This is a genomic window from Pseudomonas sp. PDM13, assembly GCF_025685765.1.
Taxonomy (GTDB): Bacteria; Pseudomonadota; Gammaproteobacteria; order Pseudomonadales; family Pseudomonadaceae; genus Metapseudomonas; species Metapseudomonas solani.
On sequence record NZ_JAOTQU010000012.1, the window covers coordinates 26,490 to 49,014 of the forward strand.

19 protein-coding genes are annotated in these 22,525 nt (G+C 65.8%); all 19 read left to right on the top strand.

All coding sequences use genetic code 11. The annotated features are described in order from the left end of the window. The first annotated feature begins 9 nt into the window (after nucleotides 1-9). The 19 genes from flgK (at nucleotide 10) to fliD (ending at nucleotide 22,488) form a co-directional block, all read left to right on the top strand. Nucleotides 10-2,034 (top strand): flagellar hook-associated protein FlgK, encoded by a 2,025-nt coding sequence (gene flgK, locus OEJ36_RS14100; RefSeq protein WP_263402025.1) that lies wholly within the window; start codon nucleotides 10-12, stop codon nucleotides 2,032-2,034. 13 nt (nucleotides 2,035-2,047) lie between these two features. Further along, nucleotides 2,048-3,352: a flagellar hook-associated protein FlgL gene (gene flgL / locus OEJ36_RS14105; protein WP_263402026.1), complete on the top strand. Its 1,305-nt coding sequence runs from the start codon at nucleotides 2,048-2,050 to the stop codon at nucleotides 3,350-3,352. A gap of 195 nt (nucleotides 3,353-3,547) precedes the next feature. Beyond that, nucleotides 3,548-4,543 (top strand): UDP-N-acetylglucosamine 4,6-dehydratase (inverting), encoded by a 996-nt coding sequence (pseB, locus tag OEJ36_RS14110; RefSeq protein ID WP_263402027.1) that lies wholly within the window; start codon nucleotides 3,548-3,550, stop codon nucleotides 4,541-4,543. 2 nt (nucleotides 4,544-4,545) lie between these two features. After that, nucleotides 4,546-5,703: a UDP-4-amino-4,6-dideoxy-N-acetyl-beta-L-altrosamine transaminase gene (gene pseC, locus OEJ36_RS14115; protein WP_263402028.1), complete on the top strand. Its 1,158-nt coding sequence runs from the start codon at nucleotides 4,546-4,548 to the stop codon at nucleotides 5,701-5,703. A 12-nt stretch (nucleotides 5,704-5,715) separates the two neighbouring features. Next, complete coding sequence (locus tag OEJ36_RS14120) at nucleotides 5,716-6,336, top strand: pseudaminic acid biosynthesis-associated methylase (protein ID WP_263402029.1); 621 nt, start codon at nucleotides 5,716-5,718, stop codon at nucleotides 6,334-6,336. Then, nucleotides 6,333-7,037 (top strand): pseudaminic acid cytidylyltransferase, encoded by a 705-nt coding sequence (gene pseF, locus OEJ36_RS14125; RefSeq protein ID WP_263402030.1) that lies wholly within the window; start codon nucleotides 6,333-6,335, stop codon nucleotides 7,035-7,037. Before OEJ36_RS14120 ends, pseF begins: the two co-directional genes overlap by 4 nt. A 1-nt stretch (nucleotide 7,038) precedes the next feature. Beyond that, a complete protein-coding gene (pseG, locus tag OEJ36_RS14130) occupies nucleotides 7,039-8,118 on the top strand; it encodes a UDP-2,4-diacetamido-2,4,6-trideoxy-beta-L-altropyranose hydrolase (RefSeq protein ID WP_263402031.1) in 1,080 nt (359 codons plus the stop codon). Then, complete coding sequence (locus OEJ36_RS14135) at nucleotides 8,108-8,740, top strand: formyltransferase family protein (RefSeq protein WP_263402032.1); 633 nt, start codon at nucleotides 8,108-8,110, stop codon at nucleotides 8,738-8,740. Before pseG ends, OEJ36_RS14135 begins: the two co-directional genes overlap by 11 nt. Continuing rightward, nucleotides 8,737-9,801 (top strand): pseudaminic acid synthase, encoded by a 1,065-nt coding sequence (pseI, locus tag OEJ36_RS14140; protein ID WP_263402033.1) that lies wholly within the window; start codon nucleotides 8,737-8,739, stop codon nucleotides 9,799-9,801. Before OEJ36_RS14135 ends, pseI begins: the two co-directional genes overlap by 4 nt. Beyond that, entirely contained in the window at nucleotides 9,798-10,409 is a 612-nt protein-coding gene (gene hisH, locus OEJ36_RS14145) for an imidazole glycerol phosphate synthase subunit HisH (protein ID WP_263402034.1), read from the top strand. The genes pseI and hisH overlap by 4 nt, the downstream gene beginning before the upstream one ends. Next, a complete protein-coding gene (gene hisF, locus OEJ36_RS14150) occupies nucleotides 10,406-11,212 on the top strand; it encodes an imidazole glycerol phosphate synthase subunit HisF (protein ID WP_263402035.1) in 807 nt (268 codons plus the stop codon). Before hisH ends, hisF begins: the two co-directional genes overlap by 4 nt. A gap of 9 nt (nucleotides 11,213-11,221) precedes the next feature. Then, the gene (locus tag OEJ36_RS14155) at nucleotides 11,222-12,415 is read left to right on the top strand and encodes an N-acetyl sugar amidotransferase (RefSeq protein ID WP_263402036.1); all 1,194 of its coding nucleotides are present in this window, start codon (nucleotides 11,222-11,224) and stop codon (nucleotides 12,413-12,415) included. 18 nt (nucleotides 12,416-12,433) lie between these two features. Next, a complete protein-coding gene (locus tag OEJ36_RS14160) occupies nucleotides 12,434-13,444 on the top strand; it encodes a class I SAM-dependent methyltransferase (protein ID WP_263402037.1) in 1,011 nt (336 codons plus the stop codon). After that, nucleotides 13,437-14,207 (top strand): phytanoyl-CoA dioxygenase family protein, encoded by a 771-nt coding sequence (locus tag OEJ36_RS14165; RefSeq protein WP_263402038.1) that lies wholly within the window; start codon nucleotides 13,437-13,439, stop codon nucleotides 14,205-14,207. The genes OEJ36_RS14160 and OEJ36_RS14165 overlap by 8 nt, the downstream gene beginning before the upstream one ends. 129 nt (nucleotides 14,208-14,336) lie before the next feature. Next, a complete protein-coding gene (locus tag OEJ36_RS14170; RefSeq protein ID WP_263402039.1) occupies nucleotides 14,337-14,849 on the top strand; it encodes a hypothetical protein in 513 nt (170 codons plus the stop codon). A gap of 5 nt (nucleotides 14,850-14,854) precedes the next feature. Beyond that, a complete protein-coding gene (locus OEJ36_RS14175; protein ID WP_263402040.1) occupies nucleotides 14,855-18,787 on the top strand; it encodes a glycosyltransferase in 3,933 nt (1,310 codons plus the stop codon). Nucleotides 18,788-19,035: 248 nt separating this feature from the next. Then, nucleotides 19,036-20,502, top strand: coding sequence for a flagellin (locus OEJ36_RS14180; protein WP_263402041.1), 1,467 nt, complete (start codon nucleotides 19,036-19,038; stop codon nucleotides 20,500-20,502). 77 nt (nucleotides 20,503-20,579) lie between these two features. After that, a complete protein-coding gene (locus OEJ36_RS14185) occupies nucleotides 20,580-20,957 on the top strand; it encodes a flagellar protein FlaG (protein WP_263402042.1) in 378 nt (125 codons plus the stop codon). A 79-nt stretch (nucleotides 20,958-21,036) separates the two neighbouring features. Then, nucleotides 21,037-22,488, top strand: coding sequence for a flagellar filament capping protein FliD (fliD, locus tag OEJ36_RS14190; protein ID WP_263402043.1), 1,452 nt, complete (start codon nucleotides 21,037-21,039; stop codon nucleotides 22,486-22,488). Nucleotides 22,489-22,525: the final 37 nt, after the last annotated feature.

The window sequence follows — 22,525 nt, forward strand, 5'->3', positions numbered from 1 at the left end:
GGATGAGACATGGCTGACCTGTTATCCATCGGACTGTCGGGCCTGCGTACGTCGCAGACCGCCCTGACGGTGACCGGACACAACATCAGCAACGTGAACACCCCCGGCTACTCGCGGCAGCAGGCGGTGCAGCAGACCAACGTCCCGCAGTTCACCGGTGGCGGCTACATCGGCTCCGGCAGTCAGGTGGTCGACGTGCGCCGGCTGGCCAGTGAATTCCTTACCTCGCAGTTGCGAACCGCCACCAGCCAGAACAGCGAGCTGCAGACCTTCAAGAGCCAGATCGAACAGCTCGACGGGCTGCTGTCCAACACCACCACCGGCATCAGCCCGGCGTTGAAGAGCTTCTTCACCTCGCTGCAGACCGCCTCCCAGGACCCGTCCTCGGTGGCCGCACGCGAGGCGGTGCTGTCCCAGGCCAAGGGCCTGGAAGACGCTTTCAACACGCTCTATGACCAACTGGACAAGCAGAACAGCCAGATCAACGACCAGCTCGGCGCGTTGACCACCCAGGTCAATTCCCTGGCGGCCAACGTCGCCAACTACAACGATGCCATCGCCAAGGCGCGCGCCAGTGGCGCCGAGCCCAACGACCTGCTGGACGCCCGCGAAGAAACCATCCGCAAGATCTCCGAGATGATCGGCGTCAAGACCCTGGAGCAGAGCGACGGCAGCGTCAGCCTCTTCGTCGGCACCGGCCAGCCCCTGGTGGTGGGCAACACCGCCTCCACGCTGCGCGCCAAGCCCGGCGTCGACGACCCGTCGCGCTACCAGATCGACCTGGTCACCGGCGGTGTGTCGCAAACCATCACCACGCAGATCTCCGGCGGCGAGATGGGCGGCCTGCTGGCCTACCGCGATACCACGCTGGACCAGTCGTACAACAGCCTCGGCCAACTGGCGATCACCATCTCCGACACCATCAACAAGCAGCTGGGGCAGGGCCTGGACTCTGCCGGTCGCGCCGGCAGCCCGCTGTTCGGCAACATCAACGACCCCCAGGACGCCTCGCTGCGGGTGCTGCCGAACGTCAACAACACCGGCACCGCCAGCGCGGCGCTGAATATCACCGATACCAGCAAGCTGGGCACCAGCGACTACCGACTGGATTACGACGGCACCAACTTCACCGCCACGCGCCTGTCCGACAACGCGCCGATGACCGTCTCGGTGACCGGTACCGGGCCGTACACCCTGAGCTTCGCCGATGCGGCGGGTAACAGCCAGGGCTTCCAGGTGCAGATGAGCACCCTGCCGGCGGCCAACGATCGCTTCACCCTGCAACCCACCCGGCGCGGCGCCACGGATTTCGAGAGCACGCTGAAGGCCTCCGACCAGCTGGCCTTCTCCGGCTCCGCACGGGCCGAGGCCACCACCAATAACCGTGGCTCCGGCACCATCAGCCAGCCCAGCCTCACCAGCGGGCCGTCACCCATCAATATCACCGACCTGCAGGACCTGTTCGGTACCAACGGCATCGGGCTCACCTTCGATGCCACCACCAACACCCTCAACGGCACCCTGCCGGCCGGCGCGACCCTGAGCTACGTGTCGCCCTCGACCACGGCGCTGACGCCGGGGCAGACCAACACCCTGCGCCTGAACTACACCGATCCGTCGACCAACAACAGCTACACCTACGAATTCACCATGGGTGGCACGCCGCAGAGCGGTGACAGCTTCAGCCTGGCCTTCAACAACAAGGGCACCGGCGACAACCGCAACGCCCTGGCCCTGGTTGGCCTGCAGACCAAGCCGGTGGTCGGCAACGGCACCACCGGCGCCACCTACACCGACGCGTACAGCGGGCTGGTGGAGCGGGTCGGTTCGCTGACCGCCCAGGTGCGGGTCAATGCCGATGCCGGCGAGGCGGTGCTGAAGCAGGCGCAGGAAAACCGTGATTCGCTGTCGGGCGTGAACCTGGACGAAGAGGCGGCGAGCCTGATCCAGTTCCAGCAGTACTACAATGCCAACGCCCAGGTCATTCAAGTTGCGCGCGCGTTGTTCGATACATTGATCGGCGCCTTCAATTAAAGGCTGATGTGACATGAGAATCTCGACTATCCAGGCTTTCAACAACCAGGTCGCGGGCTTGCAGAAGAACTACGGGAACGTGACCCGGACCCAGGAACAGATCAGCACCGGCAAGCGCATCCTTACGCCTGCCGACGATCCGGTGGCCTCGGTGCGTCTGCTGCAATTGAGCCAGGAGGAATCCCTCAATGGGCAGTACAAGTCGAACATCACGGCGGCGAAGAACAGCCTGAACAGCGAGGAGAGCATCCTCAACTCCATCGGCACCGTGATGCAGCGCATCCGCGAAATCGCCGTGCAGGCAGGCGATGGTGCCCAGGACGCCACCGACAAGGCCTCCCTGGGCACCGAGCTGCAGCAGCGCGAAGACGAGCTGATGAGCCTGCTCAACAGCAAGGACGCTAGCGGCAAGTACCTCTTCTCCGGCGCCCAGGCCGACACCCAGCCCTTCGTGCGCAACGCCGACGGCACCTATAGCTATCAGGGCGACGAAGGTCGCCGCGAGGTCCAGGTGGCGAGCAGCACCTTCCTGGCCCTGGGCGACAACGGCAAGGACCTGTTCGAGAACGTGTTCAACGCCAACCGTGTGACCACCTCGAAGAGCGCGACCGGCACCGGCAGCACCGCGAGCATTTCCCAGGGCCTGGTGATCGACAAGACCGCCTACGACACCACGTTCCCCGCCAGCAATCCGCCGGCGGCGACCGATGCCATCGGCATCCACTTCCTCGATTCCCAGCGCTATGTGGTCTACGACCCGGCGACCCTGCCGGTGGGCTACGACTGGAACACCTACAACCCCGCCACGCCGCCCGCCGGGCAACTGGCCACCGGGGCCCTGGACACCAACTCGCAGACCTCCGACTTCATCACCTACGGCGGCGTCAAGGTGCAGATCGATGGCGCGCCCGCTGCGGGCGACGACTTCGCCGTCAACCGCAAGCCGGACACCGAGAAGCGCAGCCTGCTCAACGTGGTGTCCGACCTGCGCAAGGCGCTGCAGTCCTCCTCGGACACCCCCGAGGGCAACCGGCAGATCCGTGATGCCGTGGCGATTGCCACCTCCAACCTCGACGCGGTCAACACCAAGGTGCTGGGCGTGCAGGGTTCGGTGGGCGCGCGCCTCAACACCCTGGACACCACCGAGGGCTTCGTCGATGACGTGAGCCTGGTGAACAAGTCGGTGCAATCCTCCCTGGAAGACCTCGACTACGCCGAGGCTCTGTCGCGCCTGACCATGCAATCCACCATCCTCCAGGCGGCGCAGCAGAGCTACGTGAAGATCAGCGGCCTGAGCCTGTTCAACTTCCTCAACTGATCCCGCCACCGCGCGCCTGGCGCGTGGTGGCCCGCCGTCGCCTAGCCCCTTGCCGACCCGCCTTGCATTTCAACGGGTTGGCACCATGCTTGCTTTGGGTCTCGACATCAAAAGCGAGTGCCATAAAACTGTCGGCAATAAAGGCAGCGCGCTCATCCGGCGCAGGGCCGGCTGACATGGGCAGGGGAGAGCAGCATGTTCGATGGCAAGTCCGTTTTCGTTTCCGGGGGCACCGGCTCGTTCGGTCGCGCGTTCATTCGCACCCTGCTGGCGAACTACCAGCCCAAGCGGGTGGTGGTGTTCTCCCGCGATGAGCTCAAGCAGTACGAGATGCAGCAGGAGTTCAACGCCCCCTGCATGCGCTACTTCCTGGGGGACGTACGCGACGCCGAGCGCTTGCAGCAGGCCATGCGCGGCATCGACCTGGTGGTCCACGCCGCGGCCCTGAAGCAGGTGCCCGCCGCCGAATACAACCCCACCGAATGCATCCGCACCAACGTCAGCGGTGCCGAGAACATCATCAACGCCGCCCTGGCCAACGGCGTGCAGAAGGTGGTGGCGCTGTCCACCGACAAGGCCTCCAGCCCGGTCAACCTCTATGGCGCCACCAAGCTGCTGAGCGACAAGCTGTTCGTCGCCGCCAACAACATCACCGGTGACCACCAGACCCGATTCGCCGTGGTGCGCTACGGCAACGTGGTCGGCTCGCGTGGCTCGGTGCTGCCCTTCTTCCGCCGCCTGCTCGCCGATGGCGCCCGTGAGCTGCCGATCACCGACCCGCGCATGACCCGCTTCTGGATCACCCTCGACGAGGGCGTCGATTTCGTCCTGCGCAGCTTCGAGCGCATGCACGGTGGCGAGCTGTTCGTGCCGAAGATCCCCTCCGCGCGCATCACCGACATGGCCGAGGCCCTGGCGCCCGGCATGCCGCACAAGCTGGTGGGCATCCGTCCCGGCGAGAAGCTGCACGAGATGATGATCTCCCGCGATGACAGCACCCACACCTTCGAATTCGACCGGCACTTCGTCATCGCCCCGTCGATCACCTTCAATACCGAATACGACTACACCCGTGATGGCCTGGGTTGCCAGGGCGTGGCGGTGGAAGAGGGCTTCGAGTACGTCTCCGACAGCAACCCCCACTACCTGAGCGTGCCCGAGCTGCGCCAGTTGGCGGACACCTGGGCCTGACCATGATTCCTTATGGTCGGCAGAACATCTCCCAGGCGGACATCGACGCGGTGGTGGACACCCTGCGCTCCGACTGGCTCACCCAGGGGCCGGCGATCGAGCGCTTCGAACAGGCCGTCGCCCAGCACTGCCAGGCTGGTCATGGCGTGGCCGTGAGCAACGCCACTGCGGCGCTGCACATCGCCTGCCTGGCCCTCGACCTGGGGCCGGGCGACCGGCTCTGGACCAGCCCCAACACCTTCGTCGCCAGCGCCAACTGCGGCCTGTACTGCGGCGCGCAGGTGGACTTCGTCGACATCGACCCGGCTACGCTCAACCTCGACGTTAGCCAATTGGAAGCCCGCCTGGAGCGCGCCGAGCGCGACGGCACCCTGCCCAAGGTGGTCATCCCCGTGGCCTTCGCCGGGCAGAGCTGCGATATGGCGCGCATCGGCGAGCTGGCGCGGCGCTACGGCTTCCGGGTGATCGAGGATGCTTCCCACGCCATCGGCGCCAGCTATGGCGGCCGGCCGGTGGGTTGCTGCGAGCATGCCGATATCACCGTGTTCAGCTTCCACCCGGTGAAGATCATCACCACGGCGGAGGGCGGCCTGCTCACCACCAACGACCCGCAGCTGGCCGAGCGCCTGCGCCGCCTGCGCAGCCACGGCATCACCCGGGACCCGGCCGCCATGACCGGCCCCAGCGAAGGCCCCTGGTACTACCAGCAGCTGGAGCTGGGCTTCAACTACCGCATGACCGACCTGCAAGCCGCCCTCGGCCTGTCCCAGTTGCAGCGCCTGGATGCCTTCGTCGCCCGTCGCCGGCAACTGGTGGCCCGTTACGGCGACCTGCTGGCCGACTTGCCCCTGGGCCTGCCGCAGCTGCAGGCACGCGCCGAACCGGCCTGGCACCTGTACCCGGTGCGCCTGCGCCTGGAGCGCCTGCAACGCAGCCACCGTGAGATATTCGAAGCCCTGCGCGGCGCCGGTATCGGCGTCAACCTGCACTACATCCCGGTGCACCTGCAGCCCTATTACCAGCAGCTGGGCTTCGCCCCGGGCGACTTCCCCGAGGCCGAGCGCTACTACGCCGAGGCCCTGAGCCTGCCGCTGTTCCCCGACCTGACCGACGATCAGCAGGACCAGGTGGCGAGCACCCTCGCCAGCGTCCTGCAGTGACTGGAGAAACCCGTGCGTGAGCTGACCGAGCAAGAACGATTCTGGCAGGGCGAGTTCGGCGACCAGTACGTCGACCGCAATGACGGTGATGTGCCCGTGGCCAGCGCCACGGCCTTCTTCGCCCAGGCCCTGCGCCGGGCGGGGCGCATCGACAGCCTGCTGGAGCTGGGCACCAACCGGGGCCTCAACCTGCGTGCGCTCAACCGCCTGTTGCCCCAGGCGACGCTGCTGGGCGTCGAGCTCAACGCCAAGGCCCGGGATATCGCCCAGGGCCTGGGTATCGCCGAGGTGTGGCACGGCTCGCTGTTCGACTACCCGGTGCAACAGCAGGTGGACCTGGCCTTCACCCGTGGCGTGCTCATCCATCTGTCGCCGGAACTGCTGCCCCAGGCCTATGCCAAACTCCATGAGGCCAGCCGCCGCCATGTGCTGATCGCCGAGTACTACAGCCCCTCGCCGGTGGAGATCAGCTACCGCGGCCATGAGGGCAAGCTGTTCAAGCGCGATTTCGCCGGTGAAATGCTCGACCTGTACCCCGACCTGCAGTTGGTCGACTACGGCTTCGTCTATCGGCGCGACGTCAATTTCCCGACCGACGACATCAACTGGTTCCTTCTGGAAAAACGCCCATGAGCAAGGTCGCCATCATCCCCGCGCGCGGCGGTAGCAAGCGGATTCCGCGCAAGAACATCCGGTCCTTCCAGGGCCAGCCGATGATCGCCTACTCCATCCGCGCGGCCCTGGCCTGTTGCCTGTTCGAGCGCGTGGTGGTGAGCACCGATGATGGCGAGATCGCCGATGTGGCTCTGGCCCTGGGCGCCGAGGTGCCCTTCGTGCGCCCGGCCTCCCTGGCCGATGACCATGCCGGCACGGTCGAGGTCATCCAGCACGCCCTGCGCGAGCTGGCCGCCGCCGGCTACCACCCCGACTACGCCTGCTGCCTCTACGCCACCGCGCCCTTCGTTTTGCCGGAGAAGCTCCGCGAAGGCTTCGAGCTGCTGGCTGCGCGCGCGGACAAGGACTACGCCTTCACCGTCAGTGACTATGCCGCGCCGGTGCAGCGCGCCCTGCGGGTGAATGCCGATGGCGGCGTCGAATCGCTCTACCCCGAATACCAGCAAACCCGCTCCCAGGACCTGGAGCGCGCCTACCACGACGCCGGGCAGTTCTACTGGGGCCGGGCTGCCGCCTGGGCCGAGGGCAAGGCGCTGCACGGTTCGCACTCATTGCCGCTGGTGCTGCCGCGTTACCTGGTGCAGGACATCGACAGCCCCGAGGATTGGCACCGCGCCGAACTGATGTACGCCAGCCTCCTGCTGGAGGGGGACATCTGAGATGCGCGTGCTGTTTCGCGCGGATGCCTCACTCAGCCTGGGTTACGGGCACGTGATGCGTTGCCTTACGTTGGCGAAGGCGCTGCGTGAGCTTGGGGCGGACTGCCATTTCGCCAGCCGTGCCCTGCGCGGTGGCCTGGGCGCGCGGATAGCCGAGGATTTTCCACTCCACGAGCTGCCGGCCACCTATGCCGGGGAACAGACCAGCGGCCTGGCCGAGGCGCCGATCCCGGAGAAGGAAGACCTGGACCACCTGGGCACGGTGCTGGAAGGGCAGCGTTTTGACTGGGTCGTGCTTGATCACTACGGCCTGGGCATGCAGTGGGAACGCGCTGCCCGGGCCTTTGCACCACGCCTGCTGGCGATCGATGACCTGCCCCAGCGCCGCCATTGCGTCAATGCGCTGCTGGACCAGAACCTGCTGGCCGATGAGGCCGAGGCGTACCCGCCATCGCGCGGAGAAGAGCTCGCCGTCAGGCTGTTCGGGCCTGGCTACGCACTGTTGCGTCCGGAGTTCGCCCGCTTTCGCCGCAAGCCCCGGCCAGCGGTAGATGGCAAGCCCAGGCTGTTGCTGTTCTTCGGCGGCGGGGAGGGCAGCCGCGCGTTGCCCGGCGTCGTGCGCGAGCTGCTGTCGTTGCCGGTTTCCATCGACGTGGTGGTGGGCGGAGCTTCGGCTGCGCTGGCCGAGTTGCGCGCGCTGGCGGCGGTCGAGCCGGCCTTGCGTCTGCACGTCGACACGCAGGAGATGGCGGCGCTCATGTGGCACGCCGATCTCTATCTGGGCGCGGGTGGTTCCGTCACCTGGGAGCGCGCCTGCCTGGGCTTGCCCGGTGTGGTGGCCGCCTTCAGTGAGAACCAGGTGTCGATCGGGTTGGCGGGCGAGCGAGCGGGTATCCAGCGCTACCTGGGAATGGCCGATGCACTGCCTGGCAGCGCCTGGCGTGATGCCGCAGCTGACTTGCTCGCCGACACCGGGGTTCTGCACGGCATGCGCACCCGTGCCGCGGCCCTGTGCGATGGCGCCGGTGCCGAGCGGGTGGCCCGCATGATGTTCGAAGCCGGAGGCGCCGATGCGCATTGATGTCCTGTGTTCCGACCCGCGACACCCCATTCTGCCGGGGCTCGTCCAATGGTGTGATGCCCATGGCGCGACCCTGCACAGCGACATGGGCACCCTGGAGGGCGGCGAGTTCCTCTTTCTGATTTCATGCCAGCAGCTGATAGGCCCGGCCTTGCGCGCGCGTTATCGCCACACGCTGGTGCTGCATGCCAGCGACCTGCCGGCGGGGAGGGGCATGTCCCCCCATGTATGGCAGGTACTGGAAGGGGCAGGGCGGATCACGGTCACCCTGCTGGATGCGGCCGACCCGGTCGACTCCGGCGATATCTGGCAGCAGCTGGCGTTCACCCTGGATGGGCACGAGCTGTGCGACGAGATCAACGCCCGCCTGTTCGCTGCCGAGTTCGAGCTGATGGAGTGGGCGCTGGCCCATTGCGACAGCTGTGCCGCACGCCCCCAGGCAGGCGAGCCGAGCCACTACCGTCGGCGCCGGCCCGAAGACAGCCGGATCGACCCCCACAAGCCGCTGGCGGAGCAGTTCAATCTGTTACGGGTCGCCGACCCCGAGCGTTATCCGGCGTTTTTCGAATTGCACGGTCATCGCTACGAGATCGTGCTGCGCAAGGTAGGAGAGGTGGAATGACTTCTTTCATGATTGGTAAGCGTCACATCGGTGAAGGTCATCCGCCGTTCGTCATTGCCGAGATGAGCGGCAACCACAACCAGTCCCTGGAACGCGCGCTGGCGCTGGTCGACGCGGCCGCGGACGCCGGTGCCCACGCCCTGAAGCTGCAGACCTATACCCCGGACACCATGACCCTGGACCTGGACGAGGGCGACTTCCACATCGGCGACCCCGACAGCCCCTGGACCGGTACCTCGCTCTACCGCCTGTATGGCGAGGCCTATACGCCCTGGGAGTGGCACGAGCCGATCTTCCAGCGCGCCCGGGAACGTGGGCTGGAGGCCTTCTCCACCCCGTTCGACGCCTCGTCGGTGGACTTCCTCGAGTCCCTCGGCGTGCCGGCGTACAAGATCGCCAGCTTCGAAAACACCGACCTGCCCCTGATCCGCCGCGTGGCGGCCACCGGCAAGCCGTTGATCATCTCCACCGGCATGGCCTCCCTGGCGGAAATCCAGGATTGCGTCGAGGCGGCGCGTGGCGCGGGTTGCCAGCAACTGATACTGCTCAAGTGCACCAGCACCTACCCGGCCAGCCCGAGCAACACCAACCTGCGCAGTATCCCGCACATGCGCGAGCTGTTCGGCTGCGAGATCGGCCTGAGCGACCACACCCTGGGTGTCGGCGCCTCGGTGGCGGCGGTGGCCCTGGGGGCCCGCGTCGTGGAAAAACACTTCACCCTGAGCCGCGCCGACGGCGGTGTGGATTCGACCTTCTCCCTCGAACCGGCCGAGCTGGCGTCGCTGGTGGCCGAGACCGAGCGGGCCTGGCAGGCCCTCGGTCAGGTTCACTACGGGCCGACGCCGGCCGAGCGCAAGTCGCTGGTATTCCGTCGCTCCCTCTATGTGGTACGCGACATGGCCGCCGGCGAGCCGTTCACCCCCGACACCGTGCGCGCCATCCGACCCGGCTTCGGCCTACCGCCCAAGCACCTGGATGAGGTGCTGAACTGTGTCGCCAGTGAACCGCTCAAGCGTGGCCAGGCCCTGGCATGGCGGCACCTGCTCGGGGGCGATCGATGAGTCGGGTGTGCATCCTCGACTACGGTTCGGGCAACGTGCGTTCGGTCGCCAACCTGTTCGCCACCCTGGCTGAGACCCAGGTGTCCAACGACCCGGCGGCCATCGCCGATGCCACCCACCTGGTGCTGCCCGGCGTGGGTGCCTATGGGGCGGCCATGGCGCGCATCCAGGGCAGCCTGCCGATGGAGGCCGTGCGCGAGGCAGTATTCACCCAGGGCAAGCCCTTCCTCGGCATCTGCGTGGGCATGCAGGTGCTCAGCGACGAGGGCATGGAATTCGGTGCCACCGCCGGGCTGGGCTGGATTCCCGGCAGGGTGGAGCGCCTGGAGGCCCCCGGGCTGCCGCTGCCCCACGTGGGCTGGAACGATATCCGCGAGGCACGGCCGCACCCCTTGCTGGCCGGGCTGGAAGGTACGCCGGACTTCTATTTCGTGCACAGCTACGCCTTCCAGGCGGCGGAGCCTGGCGACGTCATCGCCACGGTGGAATACGGCAGCCGCTTCGCTGCGGTCATCGGCCGGGATAACGTGCTGGGCGTGCAGTTCCACCCGGAGAAGAGCCAGCGTGCCGGTGCGCAGCTGCTGAAGAACTTCCTGGAGCTGGCATGAAGAAGAAACGCCTGATCCCCGTCCTGCTGTTGAAGAACGGCCAACTGGTACAGAGCAAGCGCTTTTCCCGCCACCAGGTTCTGGGCAACCCCTCGGCGGCGGTCAAGCGCCTGAGCGACTGGGCGGCGGACGAGCTGATCTACCTCGACATCAGCCGCGACGACCATTACGACATGGGCCGCGATGATCTGGGCAGCGGCAACCTGCGCGACATCGACGCCATCGTCGCCGAGGTGGCGCGGGCCTCCTTCATGCCCATCACCCTCGGTGGCCGCATCCGCAGCCTCGACGATATCGCCCGGCGTCTGGCCACCGGTGCCGACAAGGTGACGCTGAACACCGCCGCGCTGGATAACCCCGGCCTGATCGAGGCGGCCAGCCGCGAGTACGGCTCCCAGTGCATAGTCGTTTCCGTGGACGTGGCCCGGGAGGAGGGCGGCTATAGGGTGTTTGCCGAAGGCGGCAAGCGCCCCACCGAGCGCTTCGTCGCCGATTGGGCGAGCGAGTTGCAGGCGCGCGGCGCCGGCGAGGTGATGATCAACTCCATCGAACGCGACGGCGCCCGCCAGGGGTACGATCTGCAGCTGCTGGACATCGTCTGCCGGCAGGTGAGCATCCCGGTGATCGCCCTGGGTGGCGTGGGCGAGTGGGAGCACCTGGCCCAGGCCCTGGAGCAGACCGGGGTGGACGCCGTGGCCGCCGCCAACGTCTTTCATTACACCGACCAGAGCGTCTATCTGGCGCGCCAGTACCTATTCGATCGCGGGCTCAATGTGCGCAGCCCGCAATTGCTGAGTCTTTAGGAGAGTTCCGTGGAATATTGCAGCCGCTGCGTGTACCCGAGGGCCAGCGTCAACCTGATGCTGGATGAGCAGGGGGTCTGTTCGGCCTGCCAGGTGGCCGAGCAGTTCGCCCAACTGACGGACAGCTTCTGGGACGAACGCCGCAAGCGCTTCGAACGGGTGCTGGAGGAAACCGGCGCCGGCAAGCGCAACGACAACTACGACTGCATCATCCCCGTCAGCGGTGGCAAGGACAGCTACTACCAGGCCCATGTGATTGCCGCCCAGTACGGCCTCAAGCCGCTGCTGGTGACCTACCACGGCAACAACTACCTGCCCGAGGGCGACTACAACCGCGACCGCATGCGCCATGTGTTCGATGCCGACCACATGGTCTTCGGCCCCAGCGTCGAGGTGCTCAAGCGCCTCAACCGCCTGTGTTTCCGCAAGATGGGCGACATGAACTGGCACGCCCACTGCGGGATCATGACCTACCCCATCCAGATCGCGGTGAAGTTCGACATTCCGCTGATCATCTGGGGCGAGACCGCCTGGGACATCTCCGGGATGTTCGACCCGGACGACTACGTCGAATTCAGCGCGCGGGTCCGTCATGAGCATGCCCTGCGTGGCTTCGAGTGGCACGACATGCTCGACGACCCGGCGGAGCCGCTGCGCGAGAAGGACCTGCTCTGGGCGCGCTACCCGGGCGATGCGGAGATTCTCAAATCCAAGGTGCGTGGCATCTACATCGGCAACTTCTTCCCCTGGGACGCCAACCAGCACACGCGCCTGGTGCAGGAGAACTACGGCTGGAAGATGGCGGACAAGCCCTTCGAGCGCACCTACCGGCAGATGTCGAACCTGGACGACCGTTACGAGAACGGCGTGCACGACCTGCTCAAGTTCATCAAGTTCGGTTACGGCCGGGCCTCCGACCATGCCTCCAAGGACATCCGCGCCGGCTACATGACCCGCGAGGAGGGCGTGGAGATCGTGCGCAAGATGGACCACGTGGTGTCCAGCGACCTGCAGCATTGGCTGGACTACGTGGGCCTGACCGAGCGCGAATTCTGGGAGGTGGCCGACACCTTCCGCTCGCCGCGCGTCTGGTGGATCGAGGACGGCCAGTGGTGGAAGGACAATATCTGGGGTGAAGCCAGCGCCTACGGACCGGTGCACCTGCCGGAAGACCAGCAGCAGAAATACCGCCGGGCCAACTGAGCAACGGGAGGAGGGGACATGAAAGAAGACGACATCCGACCTTCCCGCCTGCAGGCGGGGCAGCGCGTGGCCCTGCTGCGCGACATCGCCATGTTGCTGGCACGCAACGACGAGTTCGTCGAGGCGGCCTGCCCGGCGTGTGGCTCCCGCGAGGCACGCTTCAAGTTCGAGAAGAACGGCTTCCGCTACCAGGACTGCCAGGCCTGCACCACCTTCTACGTCAACCCGCGACCGGGGGAGGCTCTGCTCGGCGACTTCTACCGCAGCAGCGAGAACTACGCCTATTGGGCGCGGCACATCTACCCGGCGTCCGCCGCCGCACGCCACCAGTCGGTGATCGTGCCGCGCGTGGAGCGGGTGCTGGAGCTGTGCCATGAAGTCGGCCTGCCGTTCGGCGAGATGCTGGAGATCGGCGCCGGCTACGGCTCCTTCTGCAGCGAGATGCAGCAGCGCGGGTTGTGGCGGCACATCGTCGGCATCGAGCCCACACCGGACCTGGCGGGCATCTGCCGCGAGCAGGGCTTCGAGGTGGTGGAGTCGCGGGTCGAGGATTTCGCCGCTACGACCGACCGCCGCTTCGACCTGATCGTCGCTTTCGAGGTCATCGAGCACCTGTTCGACCCCGGCCAGGTGGTGGCCAGCCTGGAGTGCCTGCTGCGCCCGGGCGGGGTGCTGATCCTCACCTGCCCCAACGGCGCCGGCTTCGATGTACAGCAGCTCGGCCCCGACAGCCCCTGCGTCGATCACGAGCACCTCAACTACTTCAATACCCGTTCGCTGCCCCTGTTGCTGGAGCGCCACGGCCTGGCCACGCTGAAGTGCATCACCCCCGGCAAGCTGGACGCCGAGCTGGTGCGCAAGGGCATTGCCGCCCAGGGGCGCGAGGGGCAGCTCGAGCCCTTCCTCCATGAGGTGCTGTTCGAGCGCTGGGACGAGCTGGGCGCTGCCTTCCAGCGCTTCATCGCCGATGCCGGCATGTCCTCCCACATGTGGGTGATGGCCCGCAAGCCGGGCGCTGCCGATGTCTGACTACGAGGAGTTCGCCCGCGCCCTGCGTCAGACCTACCAGGACAACGGCTTCGCCCTGATCAAGCAGCTGCTGTCGCCTGAGGTGGCGCAGCGGCTGCGCAAGGAACTGGCGGTGCTGTTCGAGCGGGAGCCGCGCTATGCCGGCGACATCTACGACAACCCCGGCCTGGGCGACATCCGCATCGACGTGTTCAACCGCTATCCCTCGGTGTGGAAGGCGATCTTCGACAGCGAGATCCTCGCCGTGCTGAAGATCCTCCTGGGCGAGGACTTCGTGGTCCTGCCGGAGACCGCGTTGCACCGCAAGGGCTATGGAACCTGGCACAAGGACACCGACTCCCAGCAGAAGGCCGGGCATCGATTCCATTGGGAGCCGGACTGCGACATCGTGCAGATCGCCTTCTATCTCCAGGCTAATACGCCCGAGCACGGTGGCGGCCTGGAGGTGATCCCCGGGTCCCACCGGGTGGACATGCGCTGGTACGAGGAGAGCCAGAAGGGCCTGCGCGTGCTGAGCGAGGCGGGGGACATGGTCATCTTCAACACCCGCCTCGATCACAAGGCCTGCTGGCCGGTGCAGCCGGTGCCCGAGGGCCAGGAAAAGTACGCGGTGTTCTTTATGGCGTCGCGCAACAACGATCACGCGCGGCGCTACATCGACTTCATCCGTGGCCGGCCGGGCTACCTTTTCATGGATGGCTTCAGCTATCCGGCCGCGCTGCAGAGCCTTGCGCGCCAGGCAGGTGTCAACTTGCTGGTGTGAATCTTGCTGCAGCGCGGGATACGTCAATTTTCCGTTCAGGTCGGGCCGCCCGCCGGGCCGCCTGAACCGCTTCCAGACAGGTAGGTTATGGTCGGACTCGTGCTCCCCCCCTCGATGCAAGGCAAGCCCGTGTGGCGCAAGTTGCTGCCCACAGGCTTCAGCGGGTTCGACCCCGAGCAGCCGTGCGGCTACTGGCCCTTGCTCTGGCAGCGCTGGCTGGGCTACCGCGAGAGCGATGCGGCGTTCGGTGATTTCCTGACGTTCCTCGAGTCCCTGCCCAGTGGCCCGGCCCTCGACAGCGAGGCCCTGGCGCAGCAACTGCAGCCGCACCTGGCACGGCCGCGCAACCGCTTCTTCCTGTTCATCCTCTGGTTCTTCCGCGAGGGGCCCCGGCCCACGCCGCTGGCCGAGTTGCCCGACCTCGAGACGTTGCTCGGGGCGGAGCACTGGGCGCACTTCACGCGCTGGCACCGCAAGTACCACACCGACTTCGTGGCGCTGGAGTGCCTGCTCGCCTGGCAGCAGCAGCCGGAGGTTCGTGCTGCCTACCTGTATCGCGGCGTAGAGCTGCAGGGCGTGCTGGATTATCCGGCCTTCCCGCGCATGCTCGATTCGCTGTTCCACGCCTTCACGGACGAGTGATACCCATGTCCCAGCCCTTGCGCGCGATCATTACCCAGCTCTGGACCAAGAACGTTCCATTGCTGGAGCAATACCTGGCCGACTACGGCCCCCGTACCGTCCTGACCTTCCAGGGCTGCGTCACCCCCGAATTCGAAAGCATGCTGGAAAGCCACGGCAGCGACGTGGTGCTCATCGATTCATTGCTGGAAAGCATGGTCACCGCCACCACCGAGACCTTCGATGAGCGGGCCGCGCTGCCCTTCAGCGATACCGTGCGCCAAGGCATCCAGCCGCAGCTCGAGGCCGCCGGCCTGACCTGGGAGGACTGGGTGCGCACCCTGCAGGACGTCGCCACCCGCACGCTGCCGGTGTCCTTCGCCCTGGTGGACGCGCTGGACCGCCTGGCGACCCTGTATGAGATCGAGCTGATCGCCGTCAACGAAGACTGGATGTTCGGTTCCAAGACCCTGGTGGCCTGGGGCAAGGCGCGGGGCATCCCCAGCCTGCACGTCGAGCACAACCCGACCCTGTGCTACCCCTACACCGTCCACGACCAGCAGAACGCCGACCGGATGGTGGTGTGGAGCGAAGACAGCCGCCGCCTGTACGGCGACGCCGGCTACGACACCGAGCGCCTGCAGGTGATGGGCCTGCCGCAGTTCGATGACCTCTTCGCCGTGCGTGGCGAGCGCCAGGCCAGTCGTGAAGCGCTGTGTGCGGAGCTGGGCCTGGACCCGTCCCTGCCCATCGTGGTGCTGGGTACCACCCTGCTGGCCGAGCATGCGCTGCCGCCAGAGCTGAACATCGACGAACAGGTGCTGCGTGCCTACCTCGGCGCGATCGGCACCCTGGGCAAGGGCGTGCAGGTGGTGATCAAGGGGCGCAGGCCCCAGGGCCGTTTCGGCGCCGAGCAGGTGGCCGTGCTGGCTGCCGAGTACGGCCTCACGGCCGCTGACTACCGTTACGCCGATGGCGCGCCGCTGCCGTTCCTGCTGTCGGCAGACGTGCTGGTGGCGGTGGATTCCGGCCTGCAGGTGGAGGCGATGCTGGTGGGCACGCCGGCACTCAACCTGATGACCGAGACCGGCTTCTTCTATGGCCCCGGCCTGGTGCCGGGGCAGGGCGTGGACACGGTGGACGGCGATGAGCTGGCGCCCGCCATCCGCCGACTGCTGGACGACCCGGAGCACCGGCAGCGCATGCTCGAGCGGGCCAATGCCTGCATCGAGCAGTTGCCCCGGGGCTCCACCGCGGCCATCGCGGCATTCATGTCGCAGTTGGCGTTGCGCGCGCCGCGCCGCCTTCAGGCCAGCGACCAGTTGATGGACTGGCTGGAGTCCGCTGCGCCGACCGGCAATGCGCTGAGGATCATCCTCGACCACCTCGCCGCCCACAGCCCCCGGGCACCGCAACTGGGCGTCCTGGTGTTGGACCGCCAGGGCAGCCTTGACGATGTGATCACCACCGTGGGCAGCCTTGCGGAAAGCCGCTACCCGGAGCTCGTGCCGATGCTGGTGAGTGCCAATGCCGAAGTCGTCGGTGAGGCGAACATCCCCGCCCGGCTGGTGCAGGACGGCCGCCATGTCGAGGCGATCAACGAACTGGTGGCGGGCGCGGACCTGGACTGGATACTGGTGGTGGATGCCGGGGTGGCGTTCACCTCCACCGGCCTGCTCGCCATCGCCCAGAAGGTCGCCTCCGACCCGCAGTGCCGCGCGCTCTATGCCGACGAATTCCAGCTGACCGAGCTGGGCGCGCGCGGGGCCTGCTTCAAGCCGGACTTCAACCTGGACCTGCTGCTCAGCTTCCCCCTCAGCCTGTGCCGCTACTGGTTCATCCGTGCCGACGTATTCCGGGCAGAGGGCGGTTTTGACCCGATCTTCGCCGATGCCATGGAGCTGGAGTTCATCCTGCGCCTGGTGGAGCGGGACGGCCTGGTGGGCCTGGAGCATGTCGACGAGGTGCTGCTCACCAGCCGGGTACCGCAGTTGCGTGCCAACCCGGTGGAGCAGGTGGCCATCGAGCGCCACCTCGAACAGCGCGGTTACCAGGCGCGGGTGGAGAGCTTCCTGCCGGGGCGCTACCGCATCGATTACGGCCATGAGGTCGGGCCGAAGGTCTCCATAGTCGTGGCGGTGCGTGACCACCTGCCGCTGCTGCAGCGCTGCGTGGACAGCCTGCTGGAGAAGACCCGCTACGGCCATTACGAGCTGCTGCTGGTGGATTGCGAAAGCCAGGAGCCGGCGACCCGCCAGTGGCTGGATGGCGTCGAGGCGCTGGACAGCGAGCAGGTCAAGGTCTGGCGCTTCGCTGGCGAGCTGAATTATTCGGCGATGGTCAACGCGGTGGCGATGTCGGTGGAATCCGACTACCTGCTGCTGCTCAGCCATGACGTGCGCATCGTGCACGAGGACTGGCTGGAGCAACTGCTCAACCAGGCGCTGCGCCCGGAAGTGGGGGTGGTCGGCGCCAAGGTGCTGGACGCCACGGGCTGCATCGAGCAGGCGGGGATCATCCTCGGCCTGCACGAGGTGGCGGGGCGCACCTTCGTCGGTGAACCGGGCGATGCCGCCGGCTATATGAACCGTTTGCAGGTTCCCCAGAACTACAGCGCGGTGGGCTCGGCCTGCATGATGGTGCGGCGCGAGGCGTTCATCGCGGTGGACGGCATGGATGCGGAACGCCTCGGTGCCTTCTATGGTGATGTCGACCTGTGCCTGCGCATCCGCGCGTCCGGGCTGCTCAACGTGTGGACGCCAGACTGCGTTGTGATGCGCGACGGCATCGACCTGCCGGTGCTGGCCATCGACGGTGCCCTGGCGCGCCAGGCTGCGTTCAAGGCCGAGCGCGAGCAGATGCTGCAGCGCTGGCTGCCGGTGCTGGCCCGCGACCCGGCCTACAACGCCAACCTGTCCCTGTCCGGCCATGGCTTCGGTTTCGAATACGGCACGCGGCGCGTGCGTCATCCGCTGCTGCCCCAGGTGCTCTGCTACCCGGCGGATGCCACCGGCTGCGGCCACTACCGGATTCGCCAGCCACTGGAGGCGCTGCGCGAGGCGGGCCTGGTGGAGGGCACGTTCAGTGGCACCCACCTGACCCCCGTGGAACTGGAGCGCTTCGGTGCACAGACGGTGGTGTTCCAGAGGCAGATCATGGAACCGCAGATAGAAGGCATGCGAGAGGTGAAGGCGTTGTCCGGGGCATTCCGCGTCTACGAGCTGGATGACTACCTGCCCAACCTGCCGCTCAAGAGCCTGCACCGCGATGCGATGCCGCGCGATGTACTCAGGTCATTGCGCCAGGCCGTGGCGCTGACCGATCGCTTCGTCGTCTCCACCGCGCCGTTGGCGGAAGCGCTCGCCGACCTGCACCCGGATATCCGCGTGGTGCCGAACAGCTTGCCCGTGCCCTGGTGGGGCAACCTGCGCAGCCGGCGCCGCCGTGGTCGCAAGCCCCGGGTGGGCTGGGCCGGGGGCATCAGCCACCAGGGTGACCTGGAGCTGATCGCCGATGTGGTCCGCGAGCTGGCGGGGGAGGTGGAGTGGGTGTTCTTCGGCATGTGCCCGGAGAAGCTCAGGCCCTTCGTGCATGAGTTCCACACGGGCGTGCCCATAGACGAGTACCCGGCCAAGCTGGCCAGCCTGGACTTGGACCTGGCCCTGGCGCCGCTGGAGCAGAACCTGTTCAACGACTGCAAGAGCAACCTGCGCCTGCTGGAATACGGCGCCTGTGGCTTCCCGGTGATCTGCAGCGACGTGCTCTGCTACCGCGGCGACCTCACGGCGACGCGGGTGAAGAACCGCTTCAAGGATTGGGTGGACGCCATCCGCATGCATTTGAGCGACCTCAAGGCTACCGCCATCGCCGGCGACACCTTGCGTGCCCAGGTGCTGGGGAACTGGATGCTGGAAGGGGAGAACCTGGCGCGCTGGCGTGCCGCCTGGTTGCCGGATTGACCGTCTGGCGCTCACCGACGAACGGCGTGGCAAAAGGCTAAACCTTCGCTATGCCTGCCGATAACACTGGTACGAACACTGTTCGCGGCTGCTCGGCAAGCCCAAAGAGAAAAAATTTCAAATTTCTCCTAAAGCTCCACCGACAAGCGCCGATAAACAGTTCGAATGCGAATTCTAGGGGCACCTGAGCAGCAGGTCCTGAAGGTCGCAAAGCTCAGGTAAATACTAGGTACTTCGGGAGACGCCAAATGGCACTTACAGTCAATACCAACATTGCTTCGCTCAACACTCAGCGCAACCTGAACGCATCGTCCAACTCGCTGAATACCTCGCTGCAGCGTCTCTCCACCGGTAGCCGTATCAACAGCGCCAAGGACGATGCCGCCGGCCTGCAGATCTCCAACCGTCTGACCAACCAGATCAGCGGCCTGAACCAGGCGACCCGCAACGCCAACGACGGTATCTCCCTGGCGCAGACCGCTGAAGGTGCACTGCAGCAGTCCACCAACATCCTGCAGCGTATCCGCGACCTGTCCATCCAGGCAGCCAGCGGCTCGAACAGCGACGCCGACCGCGCCGCCCTGCAGAAAGAAGTGACCGCGCAGCAGGCCGAACTGTCCCGTATCGCTGAAACCACCACCTTCGGTGGTCGCAAGCTGCTGGACGGCACCTTCGGTACCACCAGCTTCCAGGTCGGTTCCGATGCCTACCAGACCATCGACGTGACCCTGAAGGATGCATCCTCCGCCAAGCTGGGTTCCTACCAGGTCGGTGGCGGTGCTTCCACTTCCGCGGCCGGTGCCTCGGCAGCTGGTACCACCGTTGCAGGTAGCGTGGTTGCAGGTAGCGGTGGTGCGTTCACCTCCGGCACCATCACCGTGGTCGGCAACGGCCAGACCAAGGACGTGGATATCTCGGCGACCGACAGCGCGAAGAGCATCGCCCAGAAGTTCGACGGTTCGATCGCTGGCATGACCGCCACCGCCCGTACCGTGATCGAGGCAGATGTCAACTTCACCTCCGGTGCCGCCACCTTCAACATGACCGTTGGTTCCAACACCGTGCAGATGGTCGGCGTGACCTCCAACGAAGACTTCGCCAACCAGATCAACTCCAACGCCGGTAAGCTTGGCCTCACCGCCAACTACGACTCGAAGAACGACAAGGTCACCATCACTTCGGCAACGGGTGAAACGATCGAGTTCGGCGCCAAGTCCGGTAGTGCCGCGGGTACGATCGATGTCAAGGTACAAGGTAACGACGGCACCTACGGCGCTAGCGCAGACGTGTCGGCAGCAGGTGGCGGCAAGGCCTTCGGTTACGTACAGCTGGACTCCCCGGTGTCCTTCGCAGTGACCGGTGCCACTACCAGTGTGTTCGGTGCGAACTCGTCGACCCTGAACACCGTTGCCAACGTCGATATCTCCACCGCCGATGGTGCCCAGCGCGCCCTGGCAGTGGTCGATAGCGCCCTGGCAGCGATCGACTCCCAGCGTGCCGACCTCGGTGCTGTGCAGAACCGCTTCGATAACACCGTAGCCAACCTGCAGAACATCTCCGAGAACGCCGACGCTGCCCGTAGCCGGATCAAGGACACCGACTTCGCAGCTGAAACTGCGAAACTGTCCAAGAACCAGGTTCTGCAACAGGCGGGTACTGCGATCCTGGCCCAAGCGAACCAGCTGCCGCAGTCGGTTCTCAGCCTGCTGCAATAACGCAGGAAGAGCGCCCAGCAACAATGGGGGGAAGGGGATGACCCTTCCTCCCATTTGGCCATTGTGAGGTATGAAAAATGGATATCTCGAACATTACGTCGGTCGGTGCCCTGCCCAGGTTGGCCAAGGACCCCGTCGCCAACGTAACGCCCGGCCAGGAGGCCGCCAGAAAGGCTGCACCCGCCAGCCCAGCTGTCAGCAACGCTGACGCGGACGCCCAGTCCCAGGCGCAGGGTGGCATCCTGGAGTCGGCAGTCGCTGATATCCAGTCCTTCGTCCAGACCGTCAAGCGCGGCCTGGATTTCAATGTCGATGATTCCAGCGGCGAAGTCGTGGTGAAGGTCATCGATACCGATTCGGGCAAGCTGATCCGGCAGATTCCCTCCGAGGAATTGCTGAAGCTCGCTGAACGGCTGGAAGACATCCGCAGTCTGATGTTCGAGGCCAAGGCTTGAGTTGGTACGTTTCTTGAGTACCAATCTCATGATCGTTCCTGGAAGGGAACTCGGGACGTTTTTTTGACGGAGGTGTGAGATGGCTACCACCATCGGTACGGTTGGATCTGGACTCATCGATATCGATGCCACTGTGAAAGCGCTAGTGGCCAACGCCCGTGCGCCCAAGCAGGGCCAGCTCGATAACCTCGAGACGAAATCCACGACCAAGCTCACCGCCCTCGGCTCCCTCAAGAGCGCCGTCAGTGAATTCCAGAGCGCCATGGCGTTGCTCAACAGCCCCACCAGTTTTCTGGCGCGGACCGCGACCTCGTCCAACACCTCGGCGCTGAACGCCACCGCGACCGCGAGCGCGGTTTCCGGCAGCTACAAGATCAACGTCACCCAACTGGCTGCGGGCAGCAAGATCGCTTCCGCCGCCTTCGGCACCGGCGCCACCACGGCCTTCAACGAAGGCTCGCTGGATATCAAGATCGGGGGGGACGAGGCGCTGACCATTGCCGTCGACAGCACCAACAACACCCTCTCCGGTATCCGTGACGCCATCAACAAGCAGGGCGCGGAGAAGGGCATCAGTGCCACCATCGTGACCGACAGCCAGGGTTCGCGCCTGGTGCTGAGCAGCAGCAAGATGGGTGACGGCAAAGACATCACCATGACCGGCACCAGCACCTCGGGCAGCAACACCGACCTGAGCAAGCTGACGTTCCCCGGTCCGGCCCTGAATCCCTCCGACTTCGGCTCGACTGCCGAGTACGACGCCGCAGTCGCCAAGGCCGGCAAGACCCTGTCCACCGCCCAGAGCGCCAAGCTGACCGTGGACGGTCTGAGCGTGGTGAGTGACTCCAACACCGTCACCACCGCGATCGATGGCCTCACGCTCAACCTCACCGGTGAGACCGAGGCGCTCAAGCCCTTGACGCTGACCGTTGGGCAGAACAGCAGTGCGGTCAAGACCAACGTGCAGAACTTCGTCACCGCGTACAACAAGATGGTCAGCACCATCAGTTCGCTGACCAAGGTCACCCCCGTGGAAGGCAGTGATCCGGTCGTCGCGGCCTTGGCGGGTGACTCCACCGCACGTGCATTGTTGTCCTCCATGCGCAGTGAGCTGGTCACACCCAGTGGCGATGGGTCGGTCAAGGCGCTGGCCAGCCTGGGTATCACCACCAAGCAGGACGGTACCCTGGACCTGAATGCCAGCAAGCTGGACAAGGCCATCGCTACCGATTACCAGGGCCTCTCCGATTTCTTCACCGGTGACAACGGCCTGGCCAACCGCATGACCGCCAGCGCCAAGCCCTATACCGACTCCGCCGGTGTCATCGAGCAGCGCAGCAAGGTGCTGCGCGACACCATCAAGAGCGTCGACAAGCAGCAGGAATCCCTCGACCTGCGCATGAAGTCTCTGCAGACCCGCCTCTACAAGCAGTTCACCACCCTGGACTCGTTGTTGGCGCAGATGCAGGGCACCAGTGACAGCCTCTCCTCTCAGCTCGAAGCCCTGCCTGGCCTGACCAAGAAGAACTGACCGAACCTGAAGTTTGGTCAGCTCGCGTCTTAATGAC